This window comes from Thalassobacillus sp. B23F22_16, from assembly GCF_043496955.1.
Classification (GTDB): Bacteria; Bacillota; Bacilli; order Bacillales; family Halobacillaceae; genus Thalassobacillus; species Thalassobacillus devorans_A.
In genome coordinates, this window is sequence record NZ_JBIEKD010000003.1 from 87279 (window position 1) to 109538 (window position 22260).

General features: G+C 40.5%; 24 protein-coding genes. 5 read left to right on the forward strand and 19 right to left on the reverse strand.

The genetic code is table 11. From position 1 onward, the window contains the following. Nucleotides 1–3: 3 nt before the first annotated feature. The 7 genes from rpsA to prsW form a co-directional block, all read right to left on the reverse strand. Entirely contained in the window at nt 4–1146 is a 1143-nt protein-coding gene (gene rpsA / locus ACGTNI_RS04270) for a 30S ribosomal protein S1 (protein WP_394460282.1), read from the reverse strand. A 90-nt stretch (nt 1147–1236) separates the two neighbouring features. Then, a complete protein-coding gene (locus tag ACGTNI_RS04275) occupies nt 1237–1827 on the reverse strand; it encodes a lysophospholipid acyltransferase family protein (protein ID WP_085508710.1) in 591 nt (196 codons plus the stop codon). Nucleotides 1828–1839: 12 nt separating this feature from the next. Then, nucleotides 1840–2511, reverse strand: coding sequence for a (d)CMP kinase (cmk, locus tag ACGTNI_RS04280; RefSeq protein WP_085508711.1), 672 nt, complete (start codon nt 2509–2511; stop codon nt 1840–1842). A gap of 317 nt (nt 2512–2828) precedes the next feature. Further along, complete coding sequence (locus ACGTNI_RS04285) at nt 2829–3485, reverse strand: flagellar brake protein (RefSeq protein ID WP_085508712.1); 657 nt, start codon at nt 3483–3485, stop codon at nt 2829–2831. A gap of 93 nt (nt 3486–3578) precedes the next feature. Beyond that, entirely contained in the window at nt 3579–4922 is a 1344-nt protein-coding gene (gene ypeB / locus ACGTNI_RS04290; RefSeq protein ID WP_394460285.1) for a germination protein YpeB, read from the reverse strand. 12 nt (nt 4923–4934) lie between these two features. Then, entirely contained in the window at nt 4935–5735 is an 801-nt protein-coding gene (sleB, locus tag ACGTNI_RS04295) for a spore cortex-lytic enzyme (protein ID WP_394460404.1), read from the reverse strand. A 272-nt stretch (nt 5736–6007) separates the two neighbouring features. After that, a complete protein-coding gene (gene prsW / locus ACGTNI_RS04300) occupies nt 6008–6676 on the reverse strand; it encodes a glutamic-type intramembrane protease PrsW (RefSeq protein WP_394460287.1) in 669 nt (222 codons plus the stop codon). Between the two features lie 87 nt (nt 6677–6763). Here prsW and ACGTNI_RS04305 point away from each other — a divergent pair, with 87 nt between their 5' ends. After that, the gene (locus tag ACGTNI_RS04305; RefSeq protein WP_085508717.1) at nt 6764–7735 is read left to right on the forward strand and encodes an asparaginase; all 972 of its coding nucleotides are present in this window, start codon (nt 6764–6766) and stop codon (nt 7733–7735) included. A 75-nt stretch (nt 7736–7810) separates the two neighbouring features. On the opposite strand, the gene ACGTNI_RS04310 is transcribed toward ACGTNI_RS04305, so the two are convergent. The 7 genes from ACGTNI_RS04310 to ACGTNI_RS04340 form a co-directional block, all read right to left on the reverse strand. Then, a complete protein-coding gene (locus ACGTNI_RS04310) occupies nt 7811–8788 on the reverse strand; it encodes a YpdA family putative bacillithiol disulfide reductase (protein WP_085508718.1) in 978 nt (325 codons plus the stop codon). A gap of 166 nt (nt 8789–8954) precedes the next feature. After that, nucleotides 8955–10226, reverse strand: coding sequence for a Glu/Leu/Phe/Val family dehydrogenase (locus tag ACGTNI_RS04315; protein ID WP_085508719.1), 1272 nt, complete (start codon nt 10224–10226; stop codon nt 8955–8957). A gap of 147 nt (nt 10227–10373) precedes the next feature. Next, nucleotides 10374–11300, reverse strand: coding sequence for a D-alanine--D-alanine ligase (locus ACGTNI_RS04320; protein ID WP_085508720.1), 927 nt, complete (start codon nt 11298–11300; stop codon nt 10374–10376). Nucleotides 11301–12108: 808 nt separating this feature from the next. Continuing rightward, the gene (locus tag ACGTNI_RS04325) at nt 12109–12711 is read right to left on the reverse strand and encodes a genetic competence negative regulator (RefSeq protein WP_085508721.1); all 603 of its coding nucleotides are present in this window, start codon (nt 12709–12711) and stop codon (nt 12109–12111) included. 82 nt (nt 12712–12793) lie between these two features. Then, on the reverse strand, nt 12794–13696 hold the full coding sequence (locus tag ACGTNI_RS04330; protein ID WP_085508722.1) for a MerR family transcriptional regulator: 903 nt from the start codon (nt 13694–13696) through the stop codon (nt 12794–12796). A 94-nt stretch (nt 13697–13790) separates the two neighbouring features. Next, complete coding sequence (locus ACGTNI_RS04335; protein WP_394460291.1) at nt 13791–14564, reverse strand: metallophosphoesterase; 774 nt, start codon at nt 14562–14564, stop codon at nt 13791–13793. A gap of 159 nt (nt 14565–14723) precedes the next feature. Then, nucleotides 14724–15356, reverse strand: a complete 633-nt coding sequence (locus ACGTNI_RS04340) for a CBS domain-containing protein (protein ID WP_085508724.1) — start codon at nt 15354–15356, stop codon at nt 14724–14726. A gap of 141 nt (nt 15357–15497) precedes the next feature. Between ACGTNI_RS04340 and ACGTNI_RS04345 the strand changes: the two genes are divergently transcribed. The 3 genes from ACGTNI_RS04345 to ACGTNI_RS04355 are packed head-to-tail and all read left to right on the forward strand — an operon-like array spanning nt 15498 to nt 16584. Continuing rightward, nucleotides 15498–15722: a spore coat associated protein CotJA gene (locus ACGTNI_RS04345; RefSeq protein ID WP_085509235.1), complete on the forward strand. Its 225-nt coding sequence runs from the start codon at nt 15498–15500 to the stop codon at nt 15720–15722. After that, on the forward strand, nt 15722–15982 hold the full coding sequence (locus ACGTNI_RS04350) for a spore coat protein CotJB (protein WP_062446436.1): 261 nt from the start codon (nt 15722–15724) through the stop codon (nt 15980–15982). Before ACGTNI_RS04345 ends, ACGTNI_RS04350 begins: the two co-directional genes overlap by 1 nt. Before the next feature lie 32 nt (nt 15983–16014). Continuing rightward, a complete protein-coding gene (locus ACGTNI_RS04355; RefSeq protein ID WP_062446438.1) occupies nt 16015–16584 on the forward strand; it encodes a manganese catalase family protein in 570 nt (189 codons plus the stop codon). Between the two features lie 53 nt (nt 16585–16637). On the opposite strand, the gene ACGTNI_RS04360 is transcribed toward ACGTNI_RS04355, so the two are convergent. The 3 genes from ACGTNI_RS04360 to ACGTNI_RS04370 are packed head-to-tail and all read right to left on the reverse strand — an operon-like array spanning nt 16638 to nt 19806. Next, complete coding sequence (locus tag ACGTNI_RS04360) at nt 16638–17219, reverse strand: CPBP family intramembrane glutamic endopeptidase (protein WP_085508725.1); 582 nt, start codon at nt 17217–17219, stop codon at nt 16638–16640. Then, nucleotides 17216–18748, reverse strand: a complete 1533-nt coding sequence (locus ACGTNI_RS04365) for a RecQ family ATP-dependent DNA helicase (protein WP_394460294.1) — start codon at nt 18746–18748, stop codon at nt 17216–17218. The genes ACGTNI_RS04360 and ACGTNI_RS04365 overlap by 4 nt, the downstream gene beginning before the upstream one ends. Then, on the reverse strand, nt 18745–19806 hold the full coding sequence (locus ACGTNI_RS04370; RefSeq protein WP_085508727.1) for a YpbB family protein: 1062 nt from the start codon (nt 19804–19806) through the stop codon (nt 18745–18747). The genes ACGTNI_RS04365 and ACGTNI_RS04370 overlap by 4 nt, the downstream gene beginning before the upstream one ends. Before the next feature lie 234 nt (nt 19807–20040). On the opposite strand from ACGTNI_RS04370, the gene ACGTNI_RS04375 reads away from it, so the two are divergent. Next, the gene (locus ACGTNI_RS04375; RefSeq protein ID WP_028783072.1) at nt 20041–20289 is read left to right on the forward strand and encodes a ferredoxin; all 249 of its coding nucleotides are present in this window, start codon (nt 20041–20043) and stop codon (nt 20287–20289) included. Nucleotides 20290–20466: 177 nt separating this feature from the next. On the opposite strand, the gene ACGTNI_RS04380 is transcribed toward ACGTNI_RS04375, so the two are convergent. Further along, nucleotides 20467–21651 carry an RsiX family anti-sigma factor gene (locus tag ACGTNI_RS04380; RefSeq protein WP_394460297.1) on the reverse strand — a complete coding sequence of 395 codons (1185 nt, stop codon included), beginning with the start codon at nt 21649–21651 and terminating at the stop codon, nt 20467–20469. Continuing rightward, the gene (gene sigX, locus ACGTNI_RS04385; protein WP_085508729.1) at nt 21638–22180 is read right to left on the reverse strand and encodes an RNA polymerase sigma factor SigX; all 543 of its coding nucleotides are present in this window, start codon (nt 22178–22180) and stop codon (nt 21638–21640) included. Before sigX ends, ACGTNI_RS04380 begins: the two co-directional genes overlap by 14 nt. Nucleotides 22181–22260 lie beyond the last annotated feature (80 nt).

The window sequence follows — 22260 nt, forward strand, 5'->3', positions numbered from 1 at the left end:
CAATCAGTTTTTATATTTGTCTAGTTTATCTCCAATCATGTCACCCAATTGAAAACCAGAGTGGTCGTCTTCTTTTTCATACTGCTTCAGTTCCTGACGATCTTCCTCACGTTCCAATTCCTTGATACTCAACGACAGGCGCTTGGCATTCTCATCAACATCAAGGACCTTGACCTTCACCTGCTGACCAACTTCCAGTTCTTCATCAGGTGTACCAATATGGCGGGTTGCGATTTGAGAAATATGAACAAGGCCTTCCACCCCTGGGAATACTTCCACAAAGGCACCGAAGTTGACCAGGCGCTTAACTGTTCCTTCAAGCACTGCACCACGTTCTACACGCTGTTCCAAGTCGTGCCAAGGTCCAGGCTGTGTTTCTTTGTAAGATAAGGAGATACGTTCATTATCTCTATCCACCGAAAGAACCTTCACTTTGATTTGCTGGCCTTCTTCTACGACATCAGAAGCCTTTTCCACGTGTTCATGGGAAAGCTGGGAAATATGGACCAGTCCATCAATTCCGCCAAGGTTTACGAATGCACCAAAATCCGTGATTCGTTGCACGGTACCATCTACCACTTGTCCTTCTTCTAAAGAGTTCAGCACTTCCTGCTTCTTGCTGGATTCCTCTTCTTCAACGACTGCACGGTGGGACAGGATTACGCGATTTTGCTCACGATCAAGTTCTACCACTTTTAGTGTCAAAGGTTTTCCTTTATATTCATCAAAGTTTTCTACATAGTATGTTTCAACTAAGGAAGCGGGAATGAATCCGCGCAGGCCGACATCTACTACAAGTCCACCTTTAACGATATCTTTGACTTCTGCTTCAAAGATTTCTCCGCTTTCATATTTCGCTTCCAATTCTTCCCACGCCTTATCAGCATCTACTGCACGTTTGGAAAGAACGATTTCGTCGTCTTCTACTTTTTTGACTTGAAGCTTGATTTCATCGCCTTCACTGACGACATCAGCAGCCTTTTCTACATGAAGGCTGGAAAGTTCACTGATTGGAACAATCCCTTCCACTTTATAGCCAACATCGACAAGAACCTGTTTTTCTTCAACTTTAACTACTTTTCCTGTCACGATGTCACCAGTAGAAAATTCCTGCATTCCTGTTACTTCTTGATTCATTTCATCCATACCAAGCTACCTCCTTCAAAATCCGACACTACTTCACTTCAGAATGTCCTTTTGTCTAACTTCTAATATTTATAAGAATTTGTCAAGTAATTAACCATGTATTTTTGGGTTTTTTGCTAATTTTTCGATTTCTTTCATAATCATATCTGTCGTCTCTCTGGCTGAAGCTTTATTTTCCCGGTAGCTTGACATGTCTATCGGCTTTCCATAAACGACCCACAGACGTTTGAATGGCTTATAAGGACCGATAATCGCACAAGGTACAATCCACGCTTCTGAACGGAGTGCAAAAAACCCTGCGCCTGCCAATCCTTGACCGATCTCTCCGTTTTTACTTCTCGTCCCTTCTGGAAAAAGACCTAATGTTTCATTCTGCTCCAAAATCTTAAGACCGCCTCTTAAGGCGTTGCGATCTTTCATTCCTCTTTTAACCGGAAAAGCATGTACTTTTCTAAGAATCTTCCCAAAAAATTTATTTTTGAAAAGTTCTTCTTTAGCCATAAAATGAATATTACGTCCACTGGTAATTCCCACAACAGGTGGATCCAGGTTAGAAATATGATTAGAGCAAATGATAACCGGACCTTCTTTAGGAATATTTTTTTTGCCCACTACCTTAATACGATAAAGCGGATATAAAAGGACCGTAAATAAAAGTTTCCCCACCTTATAGAGATTCATAACCTATACTCCTCACTCTTTATTTTTGACAACTTCGATGATTCGCCCCACCACTTCATCTATGTTTAATGAAGTGGTGTTGATTTCAACTGCATCATCCGCTTTTACTAATGGTGCCACCTCACGTTGCGAGTCAATCTCATCGCGTCGTCTTATTTCTTCTTTTAATTCTTCTAAATCAGAAGAAAAACCTTTTTCAATATTTTCTTTATGTCTTCTCTCTGCCCGTTCTTCTACAGAAGCTATCATAAAAATCTTCACTTCAGCATCCGGAATTACATGGGTGCCAATGTCCCTGCCGTCCATTACCACACCGCGCTTTGCTGCCAGCTGCTGCTGCCTCTCGACCATTTCTTCCCGTACCTTTCTATGTTTAGCAACAATCGAAACTTGATTCGTGACTTCTTGTGTACGAATCGACTGGGTAACATCTTCTCCATTTACATAAACGTGTTGCCCATCATTCTCCATTTGCAACAGTATCTCACACTCCTGAAGCAATTTGTGAATGTCTTCTTGTTCTTCCAGGTTCAAACCTTTTTTTAGTGCGTACCATGTCAGAGCTCGGTACATCGCTCCGGTATCAATATAAACATAACCCAGTTGATGAGCAACTCTTTTGGCTACCGTACTTTTTCCAGCGGCAGCTGGTCCATCGATCGCTATTGCCAGTTGTTTCTCCAAAACTTTCACCACTTTCCTGCCATAATGCTTTCTGTTTAATAGTACATCTGTTTTGTTTGATTTTTTGCTTTCTGACGCAACGCTAACCTTTCCTGAAATACAAGAAAAAACGCCTTTCCCAAAATAAGAAAGCGCGCTTTTTTCAAATTCTTTCACATGTGTTATTAGGTTTGTATCCCTACGCGTCTTTTACCTATTATTCAATTCGTACTTCAAAATCATAACATAACGTCTGCTTATAAATCCATTACCTATACCCGCTTCTATGGGAACATTTTTTGCCCGGTCAAGAGTTCAGGTATATGTCCATAAATTTGTCAACGTACCCTCTTCCCTTTCATATATAGCTGTCGTTCAAAACAGTATTGTATGATTGTCTGCCTGCTGCCTTCAGTAATATTATGGAACTCCACGGAAGCTGACTCACGTTCCATGCCTTTACCTTTGAAAACCCGTACAACTTCAGCTTTCGCATCTATATAGTGTACATCCCCTGCTTTCATATGGAAAACAAACAATATTTCCACCAAGTTTCCTGGTGCGCATTCATGTCTTTCCGGTAATACTATTGCCGCCCCTCCGCCACTGATATCGGTGGTAATAGATGTAAAAGAATCTTTACCCCGGCTTTTAATAGCAACGTCTACAGCGGTTTCGATGCGGACATACTTCCTTCTTTGTATCCGTTTGAATTTGTTTTCATCCGGCAGATGAAAAATTAATACTGGTATTTTGAATTTTTTCTTTGCAATCATGGATGTCTCAAACATATAAACGCTTTGGTCTTTTCCTACAAAACGAAGATTGAATGGTGTACCTTCGTGAATAAAAACTGTCTTTCCTGATTTTTCACCACTTGGCAAAGATAAAAATAAATAACTTCCTTTTATATCAACCACTTTGCTTTTATATAATTCATGAGAAGTATGATCTGTATGTAACAATTCAAGTGTAACAGGCGTCCCTATATCCACTATACCACCACTTCTTTCCGACTAGGAATTTTGACTGGTTCTATTATCTCAAAAAAATAAAAAAAGAGAAAGATGGTAAGCCCATCTTTCTCTTTATACAGCCCTGGAGAACTTAATTTCAGTAGCTTTTAGACGTTCCACTTTTTCTTCGGTACCATCCTCTGCATTAATGAAGATTCGGTAGGTATTATCACCCAGTGTGCCGAGAAATTCGTAGGTCAATACTTCTTCTGCCAAATCATTCTCTATAATGGCCATATGCTGTTCCTGAATTTTTACGTCGGGATTAACACTGGACCTGGCTTCTTCTTCAGAGATACCTGTTTCAGGTATGTCGCGTTGGCGATGATTCATAAAATAATCCTTTGCAGACATCCCTAACATGTCTCCATTATCCAATGCGACTTTCACCTGGATAGCATCAGGATAGATTCTTACACCATCCTGACTTGCTACAAAAGAATATACTCCTTCTTTTTCATATTGACTACTTTGAACCAGCTCCCTATCCGGGAAATCAAAGGATTGAAGATAATCATTAGCCTTCAATGCCCCTTCATGAAGACTGATTTTTGTATCCTTCACCGGGCGCTCTACCATTACCGTCAAAGGATGTCCTCCTTTTACTGACATATCAATATAACCGTTTTTATCTCCATCTTGATAAGAAGCCATCCAAGTCTGTACATCCGCCCCATCGCCTGTTTTGGTCATATTAATTTTTTGTTTGTCTTTAATATTAAATATTTTCCTGGCTGTTTCCTTTGCTTCTTGTTCACTGATTTCCTTGCCATCTAAACCTTTGAACTCATGATTTTCATCGGCTATCCCGATTATATTGCTGCCATTGTTCTCTTCCCCAAAACCAGCAACACTTTTTTCTACGGTTTCAAAACCATCGATGATGGTATTATCCCCCTGAGCATCATTGGTTGCTAAAGCAAGCTGCACGTCCATCCAGCGCAGGTTCTCCTCCAGTACCGTATGCTGGACCTTTCTTAGTTCATCCTTAATGGTACCGCTTTGCTTATAAAGGTCTTCCAGCATGGTTACTTCTTCATCAGATAACGGTTCATCACTCAAATTTCGGATAGCAGTTTTATAACTGAAATCACCGATATCATGAAGAAACTCTTCTGTTTTATTGAACGGAAGCAAGGTCAATGGAAGCTGTCCGACATCCGCCTGGGCTTCTGAAGTCAATCGCCATATTTGAGCAAGTTCTGGAGAAAGTCTTTTTTGGGAATTCATGGCGAGTACATTACCGATCTTGTCATGTAATAGATCGGTATGATAGGTCAAATCATGAAAAGCTCGCTGATACGTATTTTCTGCCTGTATCAGGATTGCATTTTTATCCTGATGTTCCTTGTAACCCCACACCCCTGTTCCAACTACAACAATAGCCAGTAAAGAAATCAATATCCATCTTTTCATACGTCTCACCACCTATTTCGCAAAAATGTGTTTTCCTATCTTTTTAATTTGTGGTCTGCTCCAAATCCAGCCTGAAGTTGCCGTGTCAGGGTTAAAATAATAAATGGCTTCGCCAGAAGGATCCCAGCCATTAATGGCATCCATAACGGCTCTTTTTGCTGTTTCATTCGGAGTCAGCCAAATTTGTCCATCTGCCACTGCAGTAAAAGCCCTCGGTTCAAAGATTACACCCGCGACTGTATTAGGGAAGGTAGTACTGTTTACACGATTTAAAATAACTGCGGCCACTGCTACTTGCCCCACATAAGGCTCGCCCCTGGCCTCTCCATATACCGCATTAGCCATTAACTGGATATCATTTTGAGAATAACCATTCGGGATGTTTACAGCAGTATTACTCGGTTCTTCCGCTTGTTGTTGACCACCTTGTTGCTGTCCTCCCTGCTTCTGCTTTTTAGAGTCTTTTACTTGTTGCTCTTTTGGGACGCCGCCATAATAAGAGAACTCCTTACCTTGTCTAATTTGTTCCTTAACAAAACCTTCATCGTATTGACTGGCATTCACCAATTTCTGCTTGGTTGACTGGCCGGCCAGCCCATCGATTTCCATACCGAACTCATATTGAAAGTTTCTTAACGCCCAGTAGGTCCCCCAGCCAAAGACACCATCGATTTTCCCATTGTAAAAACCTAAGTATTGCAGTCTGGCTTGCAATTCGATAACATCATCACCAACCGCTCCTTGCTGGATCACTTGATTCGAAAAAGCATCCGCCTGTTCAGTTGGGTAGGAAACTACGATGACGCCTGCCATCAATACCGATAAAGCTGTATAAAAAATCGAACGCTTTATGCTCATTTCTCGTTCTCGCCTCCTGGATACTATAGTCACTAATGCTAATGATAGCTTTTGAAACTCCAGAAGTTTTATACATAAAATTGACGACGATACTATCTTCTTACAAATATGTCTTAAAACAATAAGAAGCTTATTCCACAAAAGGGAGGTTTAATGGAAGGTCAAGGCTGAGATTTAATAAGAAAAAAATAAAAACCATGTCATTATAGACATGGTGGATATTGAACTTATTCAGCTTTCGAGTGAAGGTTAGCAGAGTGGTGATTGGCCAATCGGATTTTACGTATTCCGATAACCCATAGACCAGCCATAAAAGGGATCATAAGATAAAGCCAGGCGTTAGAAGTGGTGGTAAGAATCATATCATATAAACCGTGTAAAGCAACGGGAATGAATAGTGCTAAAGTTAAACACATTTTTGTTCGAGTGGTATTGAACTTAGCTTTTCCAATATAATAGCCCATCAGAATTCCAAACAAGGCATGAGAGGATACTGGAAAGATCGCTCTCCCCCATGCATACTGGGTACCATTTGCAAGAAGATAAATGATGTTCTCAACTGTTGCGAAACCCAGACTTATCGCGACACCATAAATGATGCCGTCATAATGGTGATCAAATTCTCTATGTTGATAAACAGCGAATAAAAATATAAACCATTTAACAAACTCTTCAAGCAACCCCGCTAATAAAAATGAGTGGACGTAGGGCGATTGTAATAATCCTTCGATATTAAAAGCATATTGTATAAACATGGTTGGAAATACAAGCAGTGCTCCAAGTATGAAAGTGCGGATGATCAAAGGGAGCGGCTCTAATTCTATTCGTTTATTAAAATAGATGAACGTCATGATAGCTGCAACCGGGGCGAGCGCTAACGTTAAAAGAGATACCATTGTCTGCTCCTCACTTTCCATCCAGGTAATTTAATCGTATCATGGAAAGGAAGGAAACGGAACAATAGAAAAAGAAGGTGATAAGTAATGAAACGTATAATGATCCTCCATACTGGCGGAACTATATCTATGAAAGAAAACAAGGTTACAGGCGAAGTTAATACCGAGGGCAGACACCCTTTACAGGAAATTAATGACATGCTCAAAGACGAGGCAGAAATTGAAGATGAGGTGCTTTTCTATATACCATCCCCTCATATGACACCTTCTCATATGCTCCAATTAGGGAGAAGAATCCATGAAGTACTTGCGTCAGGGAAATTTGATGGGGTTGTCATCACTCATGGTACAGACACACTTGAAGAGACTGCCTATTTTTTAGACCTTTTCTTACAAACGAGAAAACCTATAGTTATGACTGGCGCTATGCGATCCAGTAACGAAATTGGATCTGATGGGTTATATAACCTGCTGAGTGCTATTCGTGTAGCGACGTGTGACGAGGCCCAGGATAAAGGTGTACTGGTGGTGATGAATGATGAAATTCATACAGCAAAAAACGTAACAAAAACCTCGACAAGCAATGTAGCTACATTCCAAAGCCCCCAGTATGGGCCAATAGGAATTACTACAAAAAAAGATGTGTTTTTTCATCATAAATTAACCAGGCATGATTCCTATCCAATTCAAAAAATTGATAAAAACGTGGCGTTGGTAAAGGCCTATGCCGGCATGGACGGTTCTATCTTCGATGCGCTTAGGAACACAGAGGTTGATGGACTTGTCATCGAGGCACTTGGACAAGGAAACTTGCCACCAGCAACGGTAGCTTCTATAAAAAAATTGTTGGAATTGAATATTCCGATTGTACTTGTTTCCCGTTGCTATCAGGGAATAGTCCAGGATACCTACGGTTATGAAGGCGGTGGACGAAAATTACGAGAAGCTGGAATCATTTTTGCAAATGGACTGACGGGACCTAAAGCAAGAATTAAACTGATGGTGGCGTTGGAAATGACTAACAATCCGACAGAGCTGGCACCGATGTTCGATTATTAGAAAAGATAATAGTCTAACCCTTAATAAACGAGCTCAGAGTTTACACTCTGAGCTTGTAACAATTCATATAGATAATTATTTTTTTGCAGCTATTGCATTTGCAATGTGTGCACCATGATGGCGACCGTTTTCGATAAAGATTTCATTATTATTATAGCCGGCAGCAATCACACCTGCGATATAAATCCCCGGTACATTGGTTTCCATGGTTGCTTCATCGAATGACGGCCTGCCTGTTTTTTCATCCATATCCACGCCCATTTTGGTAAGAAAACTATGGTCCGGACGATAGCCAGTCATCGCAAAGACAAAATCGTTAGGAATTTGCTCTTCCTTATCATTACATGTGAAGACAACGTAGTTTTCGCTAATCTTTTTTACTTCTGCGCAAAACCTCATATCAACGATACCTTTGTTGACCAATGCTTCAAATTCCGGAAGTATCCAAGGCTTAATACTTTTTGAGTAATCTTCCCCACGATAGAGTACTGTCACGTGTGCCCCTGCCTTCACTAATTCCAGTGCAGCATCTACAGCGGAATTTTTCCCGCCAATAACTACTACATTCTTTTTAAAATAAGGATGAGCTTCTTTGAAATAATGCTTCACCTTATCCAGTTCTTCACCTTCGATATTCATCATATTAGGTTGATCATAATAGCCTGTGGCTATGATGATATCCTTAGCCTGATAAATATCAGTTTCCCCACTGTTTTTCTTCGTATGAACTGTGAAAGTTGTTTCTTCTTTTACCACTTGGGTCACCCGCTCATAGGCGTTCACCCGTAATTCCTTACGCTCAGCTACTGCTCTATAGTAAGCTAAAGCCTGATTCCTGACAGGCTTCTGTCGTTCAGTTATGAAAGGCACTCCTCCAATCTCCAGTTTTTCACTGGAACTGAAAAAAGTCTGGTGGGTGGGATAATTATAGATGGAATTGACAACATTCCCTTTTTCTATCAAAAGTGGTTCAATCCCTCGTTCCTGCAGCTCTATGGCAGCACTCATTCCACATGGTCCTGCCCCGACAATAATTACATCTTCCTGTTGCACTCATGCTCACTCCTTAACAAAAAGAAACCCGAAGAGATCTATCCAAACTCTCCAGTCCTTTCATCTTCAAGCTTTCACTCGTTATATAGTATATTAAACACGCTTTATCAAAATAAAATATCTCCTACCATACTACATGATAGGAGATATCAAGCTTATAATCAACTTAAACCCATCCACGGAAACGAGAGGCTTCTGCCATTTTACGCACGCCTACCATATAGGCGGCGAGACGCATATCCACCCTTCTAGTCTGGGCAGTGTTATAAACGTTATTAAAACCTTTGATCATCACTTTATAGAGTTTCTCTTCTACTTCTTCTTCTGTCCAATAATAACCTTGATTATTCTGTACCCATTCAAAATAAGAAACCGTGACACCACCGGCTGAAGCCAGCACATCAGGCACTAACAGAATACCCCGGTCTGACAGAATCTTAGTTGCTTCCAAAGTTGTCGGGCCGTTAGCAGCTTCTACAACAATCGGTGTTTTGATGTTATAAGCATTGTCTTCTGTAATCTGGTTTTCAATTGCTGCCGGTACAAGAATATCACCTTCCAGTTCCAACAGCTCCTGGTTCGTAATCGTATTTTTAAATAAATTGGTTACCGTTCCAAAACTGTCACGGCGATCCAATAAGTAGTCAATATCCAGCCCATCCGGATCATGAAGAGCCCCATAAGCATCGGATATACCGATCACTTTTGCTCCTTTATCATGCATGAATTTCGCCAGAAAACTTCCAGCATTACCGAACCCTTGAACAATTACACGGGCCCCTTTCAATTGGATGCCTTTCTTCTTACAAGCTTCTTCAATACAAATGGTTACACCTTTAGCCGTAGCGGATTCCCTGCCGTGGGAACCTCCCAGCACAATAGGTTTACCTGTTATGAAACCAGGATTATTGAATTCATCAATTCGGCTATATTCGTCCATCATCCATGCCATGATTTGTGAGTTAGTGAAAACATCAGGAGCCGGAATATCCTTTGTCGGTCCTACTATTTGACTGATGGAACGTACATATCCTCTACTTACCCCTTCCAACTCACGGAACGACATTTCACGTGGATCACAGACGATACCGCCTTTCCCTCCGCCATATGGGAGATCAACAATACCAGCTTTCAGACTCATCCAGATAGAAAGTGCTTTTACTTCCTTTTCACTGACATTCGGGTGGAAGCGGACTCCACCTTTTGTCGGTCCTACGGCATCATTGTGCTGCGCTCTGTATCCCGTAAAAATCTTGATGGACCCATCGTCCATCCTCACAGGAATTCTAACGGTCATCATTCGCACAGGTTCTTTCATCAGCTCATACACTTCCCCTGGATAACCCAGTTTATCCAGTGCTTTCTTGACTACAGACTGTGTCGACTTTAAAACATCCAACTTATCGTTTACAGAATCTGCTGGCTTATCGGCTACCATCAGTTTACCTCCTATATGTCCATTCACTATCATTATCAACTATGCTTTCAGTGATTAGTATACACTTTCAAAACGAATATGCAAGCAACAAAATCGTATTAAAAAACTGCTTTATTATAGTAATGAAAACGTTTACGACTCATGCTATCATTTTGATGTGGAAAGCTCAACAAATCGCTCGACCATCTCTTCATAACTCCAGCCGATTTTATTGGCAGAATCCGGAAAGAGACTTGTCGGTGTCATTCCAGGCAGCGTATTAACTTCCAGAATTATAGCTTCATGTTCATTCGTTACAATGAAGTCTACCCGGGAGTAAACGTCACATCCCAATAATTGATGAGCCAGTACCGAGTGCTTTTGTAGTTTTTCAGTCATCTCTTCTGGCAATTGCGCAGGCACTATATGTTCACTTCCACCTGGTTTATATTTGGAATCAAAATCATAATAATCGCTTTTAGGAATGATTTCAATGACAGGTAACGCTTTTTCTTCCCCTTGTTTTCCTACGACAGGTACTGTAACTTCTCTGCCTGCTATATAGTCTTCCACAAGGATCGTATCATCTGATTCGCCCGCTTTTTTGACACCTTCTTCAATCTCAGTAATATCTTTAACGATCGTCAACCCTAATGTAGACCCTTCCTGGTTCGGTTTAATAACGAAAGGAGGCTTGAAATCTTGCTTAATCGCTTCTTCAATGGCCCGCAGATTATCGTTTTCTACCCGGTATGTTTTGCTTCTTGCAGTCGCTATGCCATATTGACTGAATATTTGCTTCGATTTTGCTTTATCCATGGCAAGTGCTGAGGCAAGTACACCTGAGCCCACATACGGGATGCCAAGCATATCAAGTAACCCTTGTATCTTTCCATCTTCACCAAAGCGGCCGTGTAGACCGATGAAGACAAGATCTACATCCAATTCAAGGATTTCATTCAATCTATCAGGGTGGAAATCGATATCCACTACCTCATGTCCATTTTTTTTCAATGCATTTATGATTCCTTTTCCAGTCGATAAGGATACTTCTCTTTCTCCGGAAGTACCACCATATAAAACAGCTATCTTCAATGCATACACTCCCTCAACTTATACCTTCTTAACATACTTATTCCCTACAATAGTAACATGTTCACTAAAAACCTTCTATCTAATCTTAATAAATTGTCTCTGTAAAAGATTGTAGTTGATTTTTCTTTATGGGCATATTCAATTAAAGGGCCGAAAAGTCGAAGACTTGATTTCGAGATATCATGGATTCTTTGCCATAAAAGAATTAGGGGTGGCAGGGAACTACTCGCTTTCCTGCGGGGGAACTGGCAAGCCTCCTCGGTCGTTACACTCCCTGTGGGGTCTTGCCTAGTCCCTTCTCCCGCGGGAGTCTCGCAGTTTCCCAACCACCCCATCCGAAGGATGGGAGAAAAGAACCCCTGTTATATTGCAGATGTCTTCTACTTTTAATGGATAATTGAATAAAGACGCGGTTTTAAGCTCACATTTCATGCATAGCTCACTCTTGGTTTGAAGAACGATATACCGATGTTTCCGTATCTCTCATAAACGCAAGGAGGTCCGGGAAATTGCGAGACTCCAGTGGGATGGACATGAGCGGTGAGATCCCGCAAGGCGAAGCCTGAGGAAGCTCACCCCATGCCCACGGAAAGCGAGTAATTTCCCGGACCTCCTAACCGTTACTATCGTAACGGAAACAATTTATCTCGAAACTGAGTCTTCAATTAAAGGGAGCTTATCTGGAACATCCACATTGAGATTCAGCAAAGCCAATAAATTAAAAAAACTTATATCTTAAGGACTTATTTATGGAATGAGAGAACTAACCTTCTATAAACACAAAAAAATGAACGGTACTGTTATCCGTTCATTTATTGTAGGAATGTGGCTTTATGAAATAATCAAAGACCTGCTTCGCTGCATCATTTTCCATCACGATTTTTCCATATTCTTTAAGCCTGTGGGAAGTCACAATGCTTGGTGTTCCGAATTCTGACATTAAAGCTATAACCTGTTCCCTGTTTAAGTCTTCTATGTCTTCTTCTTCTAATTTCATATAATAATAATCACCGTAATGGATAATACTTCCCCCTTCAACACCAAGATTGTATAATCGGCGGGAGACTTGTATGATATCTTCAAATTCTATGAATGAAAAGATTAATTCCTTACTCTCATCCAAAGTTACTTTCATTTCGATATAGTCTTCATCCTCATCCTGGTAGTCACGTTCTGTCTGGGTAACTACGATGAACATCCCTTGCGCTTGAAGAAGATAGACCTGTACAAGCAAAGTACCATCCAGTTCAAAACCAAGTTCATCACTTGCTTCATACATCATATCACTGAATAATTGATGCACGCGGGGTAAATCATGCCATAAATCTTCCTTAGTCAACCCTCTCTCAATCAAATCATCGAAGGTAAGGAATATTTTAAACTTGTCGTTTGACATTCGTTCCAAACGCATTCCATCGCCCCCTGAAAGCTATCGGTTTATCTTTATCTTATGCTATTATTCAACTTTTGGTGCTCTTTTATCCCGGTATTACTCATCTTTGGTCATCCAACCATTTTAGCCACTCTTCCCTGGTGGTACCGACTAAGAATCGGTCTGCTTTGGCTTTTTCATCAGGTTCCAATTGATCAAAAGCATAACCCCCAAGGCCAATCCGCATTTTAGGATAATTTTTTTGGATAGTTTCCGCCAACATAATAGTAGCTGGTACATTTTTCTTTAACGTGGTTGATAAAAAGACATATGCAGCATCCACTTCCTTTAATATTGGATGTATATCTCCTTCTGCTATGCTTTGCCCAAGGTAAATGACCTCATAACCCTTTCGTTTCAAAAACAGAGCGAATATCAAAAGTCCAAGTTCATGCTTTTCGTTCGGTCCGCATACTAATACGGCCTTTGGCAGATAAGGTGCTGCTGGTATCGATAATAATAACATACCAATTCTTGATCTAAGAAAACTGCTGGCAAAGTGTTCATGAGCACTCGTTATTTTGTTCTCTTCCCAAAGCGCTCCTACCTTGATTAAAAGGGGCGATATGATTTCAATAGCTACCTTTTCAGGAGTATATAAACTAAATGCGTAATCAAGGTGTTGCTGAGCTGCCTTTTCATCAAAAGACAGTAAAGCTTCCAATAATTCTGCAGATTTTTTTTCGGGTTCATTATCCTGACCAGTTTCTGGCTCGTTTAAAGTTTCCCCTTGATTATTTTCATAAAGTGAAACCGCCTGCGATATAGTAAAACCATGATTGACTTTAGCAATCAACCATTTCAGTATCCGTACATGATGGTCTGTATAGAGTCGATGACCGGCATTATTTCGTACAGGCCGGATGATTTGATACCGCCGTTCCCATGCTCGTAATGTACCAGGCTGGATCCCTAACATATTTGAAACAGCTTTAATGTTGTATTTTCCCTTTTCCGTTGCCATGTGCCTACCCCCACTGTTTTGTTTGTATTAATTATATCCAACAGTAGTGGGCTGTGCAAAGAATGTATATCAACTATATAAGTTTTGCATAAAATCAATCTGAGATCGTTAAGATATGACATTCTGCTCTTGTTCCTAACCGAAAAGGAATCAATCGTGTTCCGTACCCTTCACTGATAAAAACAGGAATACCATTTACAGATTTCATGCAGCCGCGTTCACTTAATCCTAAGCCCATAAAACGTATCTGACCACCATGAGTATGGCCACTTAGGACGAGGTCGACTTGCTCTTGTTGCTCCTGGGGTAATTCTTCAAACATCGACGGATCATGAATTACCATTATTTTGCATCTGCCAGTTGCACCTTCAAATGCAAATCCGCTTTTTCCCTCATGATGCAAGTAAGGATCAATACCAAGTATGTTGAAGGTATCTCCAGCTTCTGATTCAAATTGTACAGCACTATTACCGAGTATATGAACGCTTTCATCCAGTAGCATCGCATCCAGGTCATGATAATCCCCTTCATAGTCATTGTTACCCCAAATAAAATAAAGCGGGGCATTCAATTGCTTCAGCCGGGTGATGTTTTCCCGAACATTTTCCAGTGGGACACCGCGTTCCATCAAATCTCCTCCAATTATAACCATATCTATAGAAGAAATAGCGTGGATGGTTTGGTTATCGATGATCCGGCGGTGAATATCGGAGATGAAAAAGATACGAACTCCATCAAAAGAAGAAGGGAAATTTCGTATAGGGAGTACCCGTTCGTCAATGAAATCTGTGTTAGCTTTGCGATACATATGAAAAACGAGTAATGCAGCTACTGTAATTAACAGTATTAGGATATATACAAATGTCATGCTTACTTCCACGCTCCTGCTAAATCGACTAGTAAATTATTGGCTAAATGGATGTTACCATCATACCAGCCAAGGAATTTTTCTTCCATTATCACCTTTTTTTTCATGAAAAAACCCCTTCCCGACCAACATATGTCAGAAAGAGGAGAAAAAGAAGGGTTAAACTTCTTTTATATCAAGCACCCGAAACCCTGTTTTTTCAAGCTTTTCAGTAAATTTGTCAATATTGTCATTGGGATCCACTTTTAAAACAATTCGACGGGCCAGTTTGTCCGTTTCATCAAATGTAGCTAAAGAAATAACATTTTCATGATATTGTTTCAATATATCTCCCAGCCGCTCAATTCTGCCGGCTGATTCTTCAGATGTGAATGCAATCCTAATTCCTTTTCTTTTCACACCAAAAGCACTTTCGAACTGCTCCAGTACATCAGCCCGAGTCACCAGTCCTAAGAACTTCTTACTTGAATCGACAACTGCAATTACAGGAAAGCCAGCAAAAACAGGCAATGTCCTTTCAAACACTTCGTCTTCTTTAATATATAAATTTCTCATTTCAACTAAGTCGCCAGCTAACGTTTTCTCCAGGTAACTATCTCTTGTTTGATCGCTTTCAAAGAATCCTTTATAAATCGTTTCCTTAGATAACATTCCCACAAAAGTGGTTTCATCAAGAACCGGAACGGCCTGTATATCATGTTTTTCCAGTAGGGCTATGACAGACTTCAAGCTGTCATGTTTTTGTGCACACTTACATTCATGGGGGGGCTTCATGATACTTTTGACAAACATTCTCATCACTCCAACATTTAATAATGACTACTTTAATTATAATTCGACTAAGGAGGACAAATTTCCTTCTTTAATTAGGGTATAGGACGACCTTTCGTGTACATACAATTGCAATAGTCTCCGTTAAGGAAGGTGATGATGATGTACACCCAGCAGAAATGCTACCGACCTTTCCATAGTCCGATGGATCCCTGCCCTCCAAGGGAAATCAAATGTTATTCTACCCCGCCACATTTATACATGCCCTACCAGCCACCGGGATTACAACAGTTCGACCCCCGGGTTGCATTAAGAAAAGGGACATTATGGCCAGCCCTATTTGATCCTTATCCGAAAAAGAAGCCCTACAGAGAGGAGGGGAAATAATGGCGACCATCCCTCCTGAATATTACCACCAGATGGAGGCAATTCAGGCCGTGGACTTTGTATTAGTGGAATTAACCTTATATTTAGATACCCATCCAAATGATCAGGATGCGATCGAACAATTCAATGCCTGCGCCCGGGAAAGTCGCAGGCTGAAAAAGAATTTTGAACAGCAGTTCGGTCCGTTGATGCAGTATGGAAAAAGCTATTCCGGTGTACCATGGCAATGGAAAGATAGCCCCTGGCCATGGCAAGTATAAAAAAGAATTTTAAGCGGAGGTGATTCTTTGTCATGTGGTATTACGAGAAAAAGCTACAATACCCAGTCAAGGTCAGCAACTGTAATCCTCGTCTAGCCAAGTATTTGATCGAGCAGTATGGGGGTGCCGATGGGGAATTGGCCGCTGCTTTACGTTACCTGAACCAGCGTTATTCCATCCCTGACAAGGTTATTGGGTTATTGACAGATATAGGGACAGAAGAGTTCGCTCATTTAGAAATGATTGCAACAATGGTCTATAAATTAACGAAAGACGCAACACCTGAACAGATGAAAGAAGCTGGATTAGGAGCTCATTACGCCAATCATGATAATGCTTTATTCTATCAGAATGCTGCTGGTGATCCATGGACAGCAACTTATATTCAGGCAAAAGGCGACCCGATAGCAGATCTATATGAAGACATCGCGGCAGAAGAAAAAGCCCGCGCTACTTACCAGTGGATCATCAATATGTCAGATGATCCTGATTTGAATGATGGTCTCGCATTTTTAAGAGAACGGGAAATTGTCCACTCCCTGCGTTTCCGGGAAGCCGTAGAGATTCTTAAAGAAGAACGGGATAAAAAACAATTCTTCTAAGCAAAAAGCCTACCCAAAAAAGGTAGGCTTTTATGTTTTTATTCCTATAAAAGTTAACTCATTCGGTAGCGGATATATAGCGCCAATAATAAATCGATAACGAAATGAGCGGTGATTGTCGTTAATAGGTTTCCTGTGATTTCATACATATAGCCGATAAAGAAACTGACGAATAATACGGAAATAAGCAGTACAAACTTTTTTAAATAACGGATGTGCATCACAGCAAATAATGTACTCGCAATTATATAGCCGAATTGTGCATGAAGCACCCCGCGGAACAACAACTCTTCACTGATGGCAACCAATAATGTGATGCCAATAATACCTCTTAGTGAGCGGCCTTTAAACACCTTGACATTAATACCGCCATCATCATAATACTTTTCAGGAACAAATTTCATTAAAATTAAATCAATGGAAACTACAATGACTCCTGGTACTATTCCATAGACAAAAACTTCGAACGGGGAAAAAGTAAGTTGATTTCTCCATCCCTCCCAGAAGCTGGAAAAAAGGAGCCAGCTGCCTATCACACTTAAGGCAAGAATGATTGCTTGTGTCAACACAAGGTGTAATGTGATTTCCCTGTTTGACATCGTTTTTATAAGGTCTGACTGGCTTGGTCTCTTCATGCTTGTCCCCCTGCGAGAAATATCTTGTACAGCCTCTCTTCCCAACTCTCCTGTTCCGTATTCCTTTCACTCTCACCAAATGAAAAGTCATGCAGTTGAAACCCACATTGATCACAACATGGAACAACAGGCGGCTTTACTGTATCTTGAAAAGCCTGGTATAACTTTTCTCTTCTGCAATTTCGGTGATGAACCCATGTCAACAATTCAGAGAATCTGGCCATTTTATAGTGGTACCTATTTTCAATCCGCTCTTTCAACAACTCATAGAATTCTTTCCATTTCTTTTCATTGAATACTACTTTCTTATTATCAAGCAGTCCATTTCGATAAAAATGATACTTAAAAAAACGCCATTGGTTCTCGGACAACTCCAATTGATCTTGGACCATTTCATCTGACGGAAGCAAAGCATTGGCCTGGTAGAGGCAGAGCAAATAATGCAGGACAGCCTTCAAGTGTGCAGGTTCTGGAAGCTCGCTTTGTATCAGCTTTTTTGGCAGGTAATCATCAGACGGAGAATAGTACACGATACTGATACTGTGATTACCATCGCGTCCTGCTCTCCCTACCTCCTGGATAAATGACTCTGTTTGGGTGGGGAGATGGAAATGGATGACATATCTAATATTTTTCTTATTAATCCCCATTCCAAACGCGTTTGTACAACAAATGATATCCAGCTGATCATTCATGAACTGCTGTTGAATTAACAAACGATCCGCTTGTTCCATACCTCCGTGATAATATGCGATCCTTTTTTCAGGCATTTTTGAAGAAAGTTCTATGGATGCCCGTTCTGCCCAATTTCTACTTGAAAAATAAATCATAGCAGGCGCATCTTGATGATGTAGTGCTTTGGAGATCTTCCTTAATTTTTCATCAGGATTTTCTACATGTTCCACAACAAAACTTATATTTTCTTTGTCCATCGGGTAAATGTGCTGCTTCATTCTTTTTAGCCCTAATTGCTTAATGATATCCCCCTGGACTTCCGGGGTTGCTGTACCGCTTAAAGCCAAAACGGGGGGATGGTTTAACTCAGCAATCACTGTTGATAATTTTAAATAATCCGTTCGAAACTCGTGACCCCATTGGGAAATGCAGTGTGCTTCATCTACGACGAAAAATGAAACTTTCAACATCTTCAAACGACGAATTACCGTTTCATTTTGAAGCATTTCAGGTGATAAATAGATAAGTTTGTATCGACTAAGCTGATCGAACACCTGCTGCTTCTGACTGACTGATAAAAAACTGTTAATGGCTGTCACTTGTTTATAGCCGTTGGCCTTTAGTTCTTTTACTTGATCAATCATCAATGAGACTAATGGCGAGACTACAATAGTAATCCCTTCTGTAATCATCGCAGGAAGTTGGTAACAGACAGATTTCCCTGAACCAGTCGGCAGAATACCGAGCGTATCTTCACCTGCCATTACGTCTCTTATAATTTCTTTTTGTCCTTGCTTGAAAGTATCGAAGCCAAAATACATTTTCAACTTATTTTCCAATAATCTGTCGTTCATAATGTTTCCCCGCTTTGGCTGTGCTGTCTATTTGCTTGCACTAATCTTATTTGGAAATAATCAAAATTCCCTTGAAGTGCATCATAAATTTCCCTGAGCTTATTTGTATTAAGCGTTTGTAGAGTATTATTAATTTCAGTTACCTCTTTATCGCTGATAAAATAATACATAGGAAAATCCGGCATTACCAATGCCATCTCTACAACATGATCATGTATCGTACTCATTTTCAAGCCACGGATGCGAACAATTGATTCCAAATCCAGCCCTTGTTTGATAAGTTTATAGGTTTTTTGTGCTGAGTTTGTAATCAAGCCACCTGTGTCATCTACAGTTTTTACAAATAAAGCCAGTGTAGGCCATTGTTCCGGTTTCGCTTCTGCCATTTGGTAGAAACGATGCAAGCTATGCTGCAGGAGAAGATGTACATCATGGACAGACAAATCAAATTTATCTGCCAGTTGTTGTTTACTTAAACCGATACGGCCTGCACCTGTGATACGGTAACTGAACACCTCTGCCTCCTCCTGAGGAGCGGCATTCAACAAAGTATGGAGTTCCTTATACATATCAATCGTGTGGCTTTCAAGATTCGTCTTGTTACGTTTATAGTTACTCTTCACCCAATTCAAGATATCTGGACGCTCAGAAACTGGCAGGAAGGATTGATGTCCAGCTTTCATATTCGTGATAGTCTGGATATATAAAAATAGACGCTCTTCAAAAACAGAAATATGCTCTTGTATATGTATACCAGCAAAATAAAGCGGTTCCCACTTTTGTTCCAACCGTTTCAGTTCTTCATGACCATAACTAGTAATTTCCGGCCGGTCATTTTTGATAGTTATTTTATGGGATTGTCTCAAACCTTCAACGAAGGAAATTAATTCAGTTCGATCTAACGTTTTATAGATAGCAAAAAATCCAGTCAGTTGATAAGCATGAGCATCTTGCAGTGTCTGAGAGGACCGCTTGCCCGCAAGCAGGTTATAAATCCCCGCCAGTGACCTCTCGCCCTTCAAGTTATTAATACAGCGAAGTAAAATGTATTCAAACACGTAGATTCTCCTTTATGTTTGCTCCTTTTTCAACTTACTACATATGCTTGAGTATGAATAGTTATAAAAGTCACACCAAACCGCATAGCTGCAAGGGTTTCGGGCATTTTTTATGGTTGAAAAAAGTATGGGATAGCAGTACAATAAATTTAAGGCGAATGTTCTCAGAGAGAAAATAATCTTCACTTGTATAATTTATTTTTAGGGATCTGTATTATTAGGAGGGAATGTGTTATGGCTAAATACACAATTGTTGACAAAGAAACCTGTATTGCGTGCGGTGCTTGTGGTGCTGCAGCTCCAGATATTTACGATTATGATGATGAAGGAATCGCGTATGTAGTACTGGATGATAACGAAGGTATCGTTGAAATTCCAGAAGTGCTGGAAGAAGACATGGAAGATGCTTTTGAAGGCTGCCCAACCGACTCCATTAAAGTAGCGGATGAACCATTTGAAGGCGACCCTGTTAAATTTGAATAATTAGCACCAAAGCCCCTGGCCGAGGGGGCTTTTTTTATTTACTCCCCTGTCTTTACTCCTATCCCCCATTTTATTTTAACACGGAACTCTCGCATTGCAGCAATTCACCTTAATTTATTCCCCTGCCTGGATCCCCCAATCCAGCAGGCAGCTTAAACTGTATATTTTGTCTGCTTTTTAGTTTGTATCCATAAGAAGAGGGTTCACTGCTACAGGGGTTTCCAAAGGGTTGGAGAGATCATACCTATCAATACTCCTGAATGGGAGACCTTGCAATTGTACATGTTCATAACCAAATGAGGCAGCCGTAGCCAACACAGCTTCAATCATCGTTATGGATTGTTGGTCCGGTTCCAATTTATTTGAGGTGGTTATAGTAACGGAAAGCAGTTCCTCACTGGCTTCTTCCCCTTTTAACGAAACACCTGCCGGTATTGGGGAATCGATGTACTCTCCTCCCTCATTATCGATCATCGTTTGAAATGCCTCTTCGATTGTGGCGTTTTCATCTATCTTTATAGGAACTAAAAACTTTGATTCCGTTGCCGGATAGTTATAAAGTTTATAACTCACTTTCACAGAGGAGGCGATTGTCAAGGACTCAACCGTTCCAAAGTTACCCATTTCAAAAGGACGTCCATCCTTATATTTAAGGTTCACTTGCGATACTTGGCTATTTTGAAAGGTCTGCTCGATACTATTATGAAGCATAACATCAGAGCTTGAACCTCCAGCCATTTGAAAATCCTCCGGAAAAATTATATCTGCTTCCGTTCCCTTCCTGTTTATTTCTGTTCCTTGTAATGGAAAACCGGCCACGCCAAGTTCTTCTGCTTGTTCAGCCACTAAAGTGGTAGTAGTGGTATAATTCAATTGTCCATCCTTTGTTGTAATGGCAAATGGGATGATCTGCTCCCCATTCATTCCTGCGGCAACCGCAATTATAAATGGGTTTTCCTTAAATTTTTCAAACACCAAATAACTTTGCAGTTCGCTGCCATCCATGTCTCGCTCTGTTACTTCCATTTCAGATGGGATCTGGGAGAGCTCCGCTGACTGCTCATCATGCAGGGTTTCTGAGTTATCTTCACCGCCCTCATTGGATTCTGTCGCTATATCCATCGAGTCTTCGCCAGACTGGTCTATTAAAATGGGCGGGAGGATGAGGGCTGTTAGAAAGAGCACCGCAACCAGAGCAAAGATTGGCATGATAACCAGTTTTCTTTTTTTGGGCTCTTCTTCCATCATTTGAAGGGAAATTTTGTTATAAAGCTCATCTTTATCCTGGTGGTCCTGGATAAAAGGGAATTTTTCTAAATCCTTTTCCAGTTCCTTACGCCTGTCGTTTTTATTTTGCTTCATAATTATCTCCCTCCTTTCGTTGATCTGCCATCAAATCCTGCAATACTTTCATGCCCCGATGCTGGGTTGTTTTCACTTTACTGATGGACCACCCTAAAATATCAGCGGTTTCCTGGATTGACATTAATTGTATGAATCTCAAAATAATGACACTTCTCTGATCCACTGTCAGCTTATCCAAGTGTTCATAAAGAATTTGTATTTGCTCATTTTTTTCAGCTATCTCCTCTGGTAAAGGCTGTTGATCTTTTATTTGTTCGCCTTTTTTCTCCCAGTCGAAAAATTCCAGCAGGCGTTTTCTCTTTCTTTCCTGCTTACGAAAGAAATCGATCGTGACATGTCTGGCAATAGAAAACAACCAAGTTTTTTCACTGCTGTCCCCTTTAAACTTATCGTAAGATTTTAAGACTTTTATATAAACCTCTTGAACGAGGTCTTCCGTTTGCTCCCGATTCTTCACCATATAAAAAATAAACTGAAATATATCCTGATGATATTTTTCATAAAGAGATTCAAATATCGATCTCACAGTGGAGAGACCTCCTGTTCACTAAATTAGTCGCATTATGTATTAAAAAGTTACATCCCCCTTAATAATAGTCATAATAT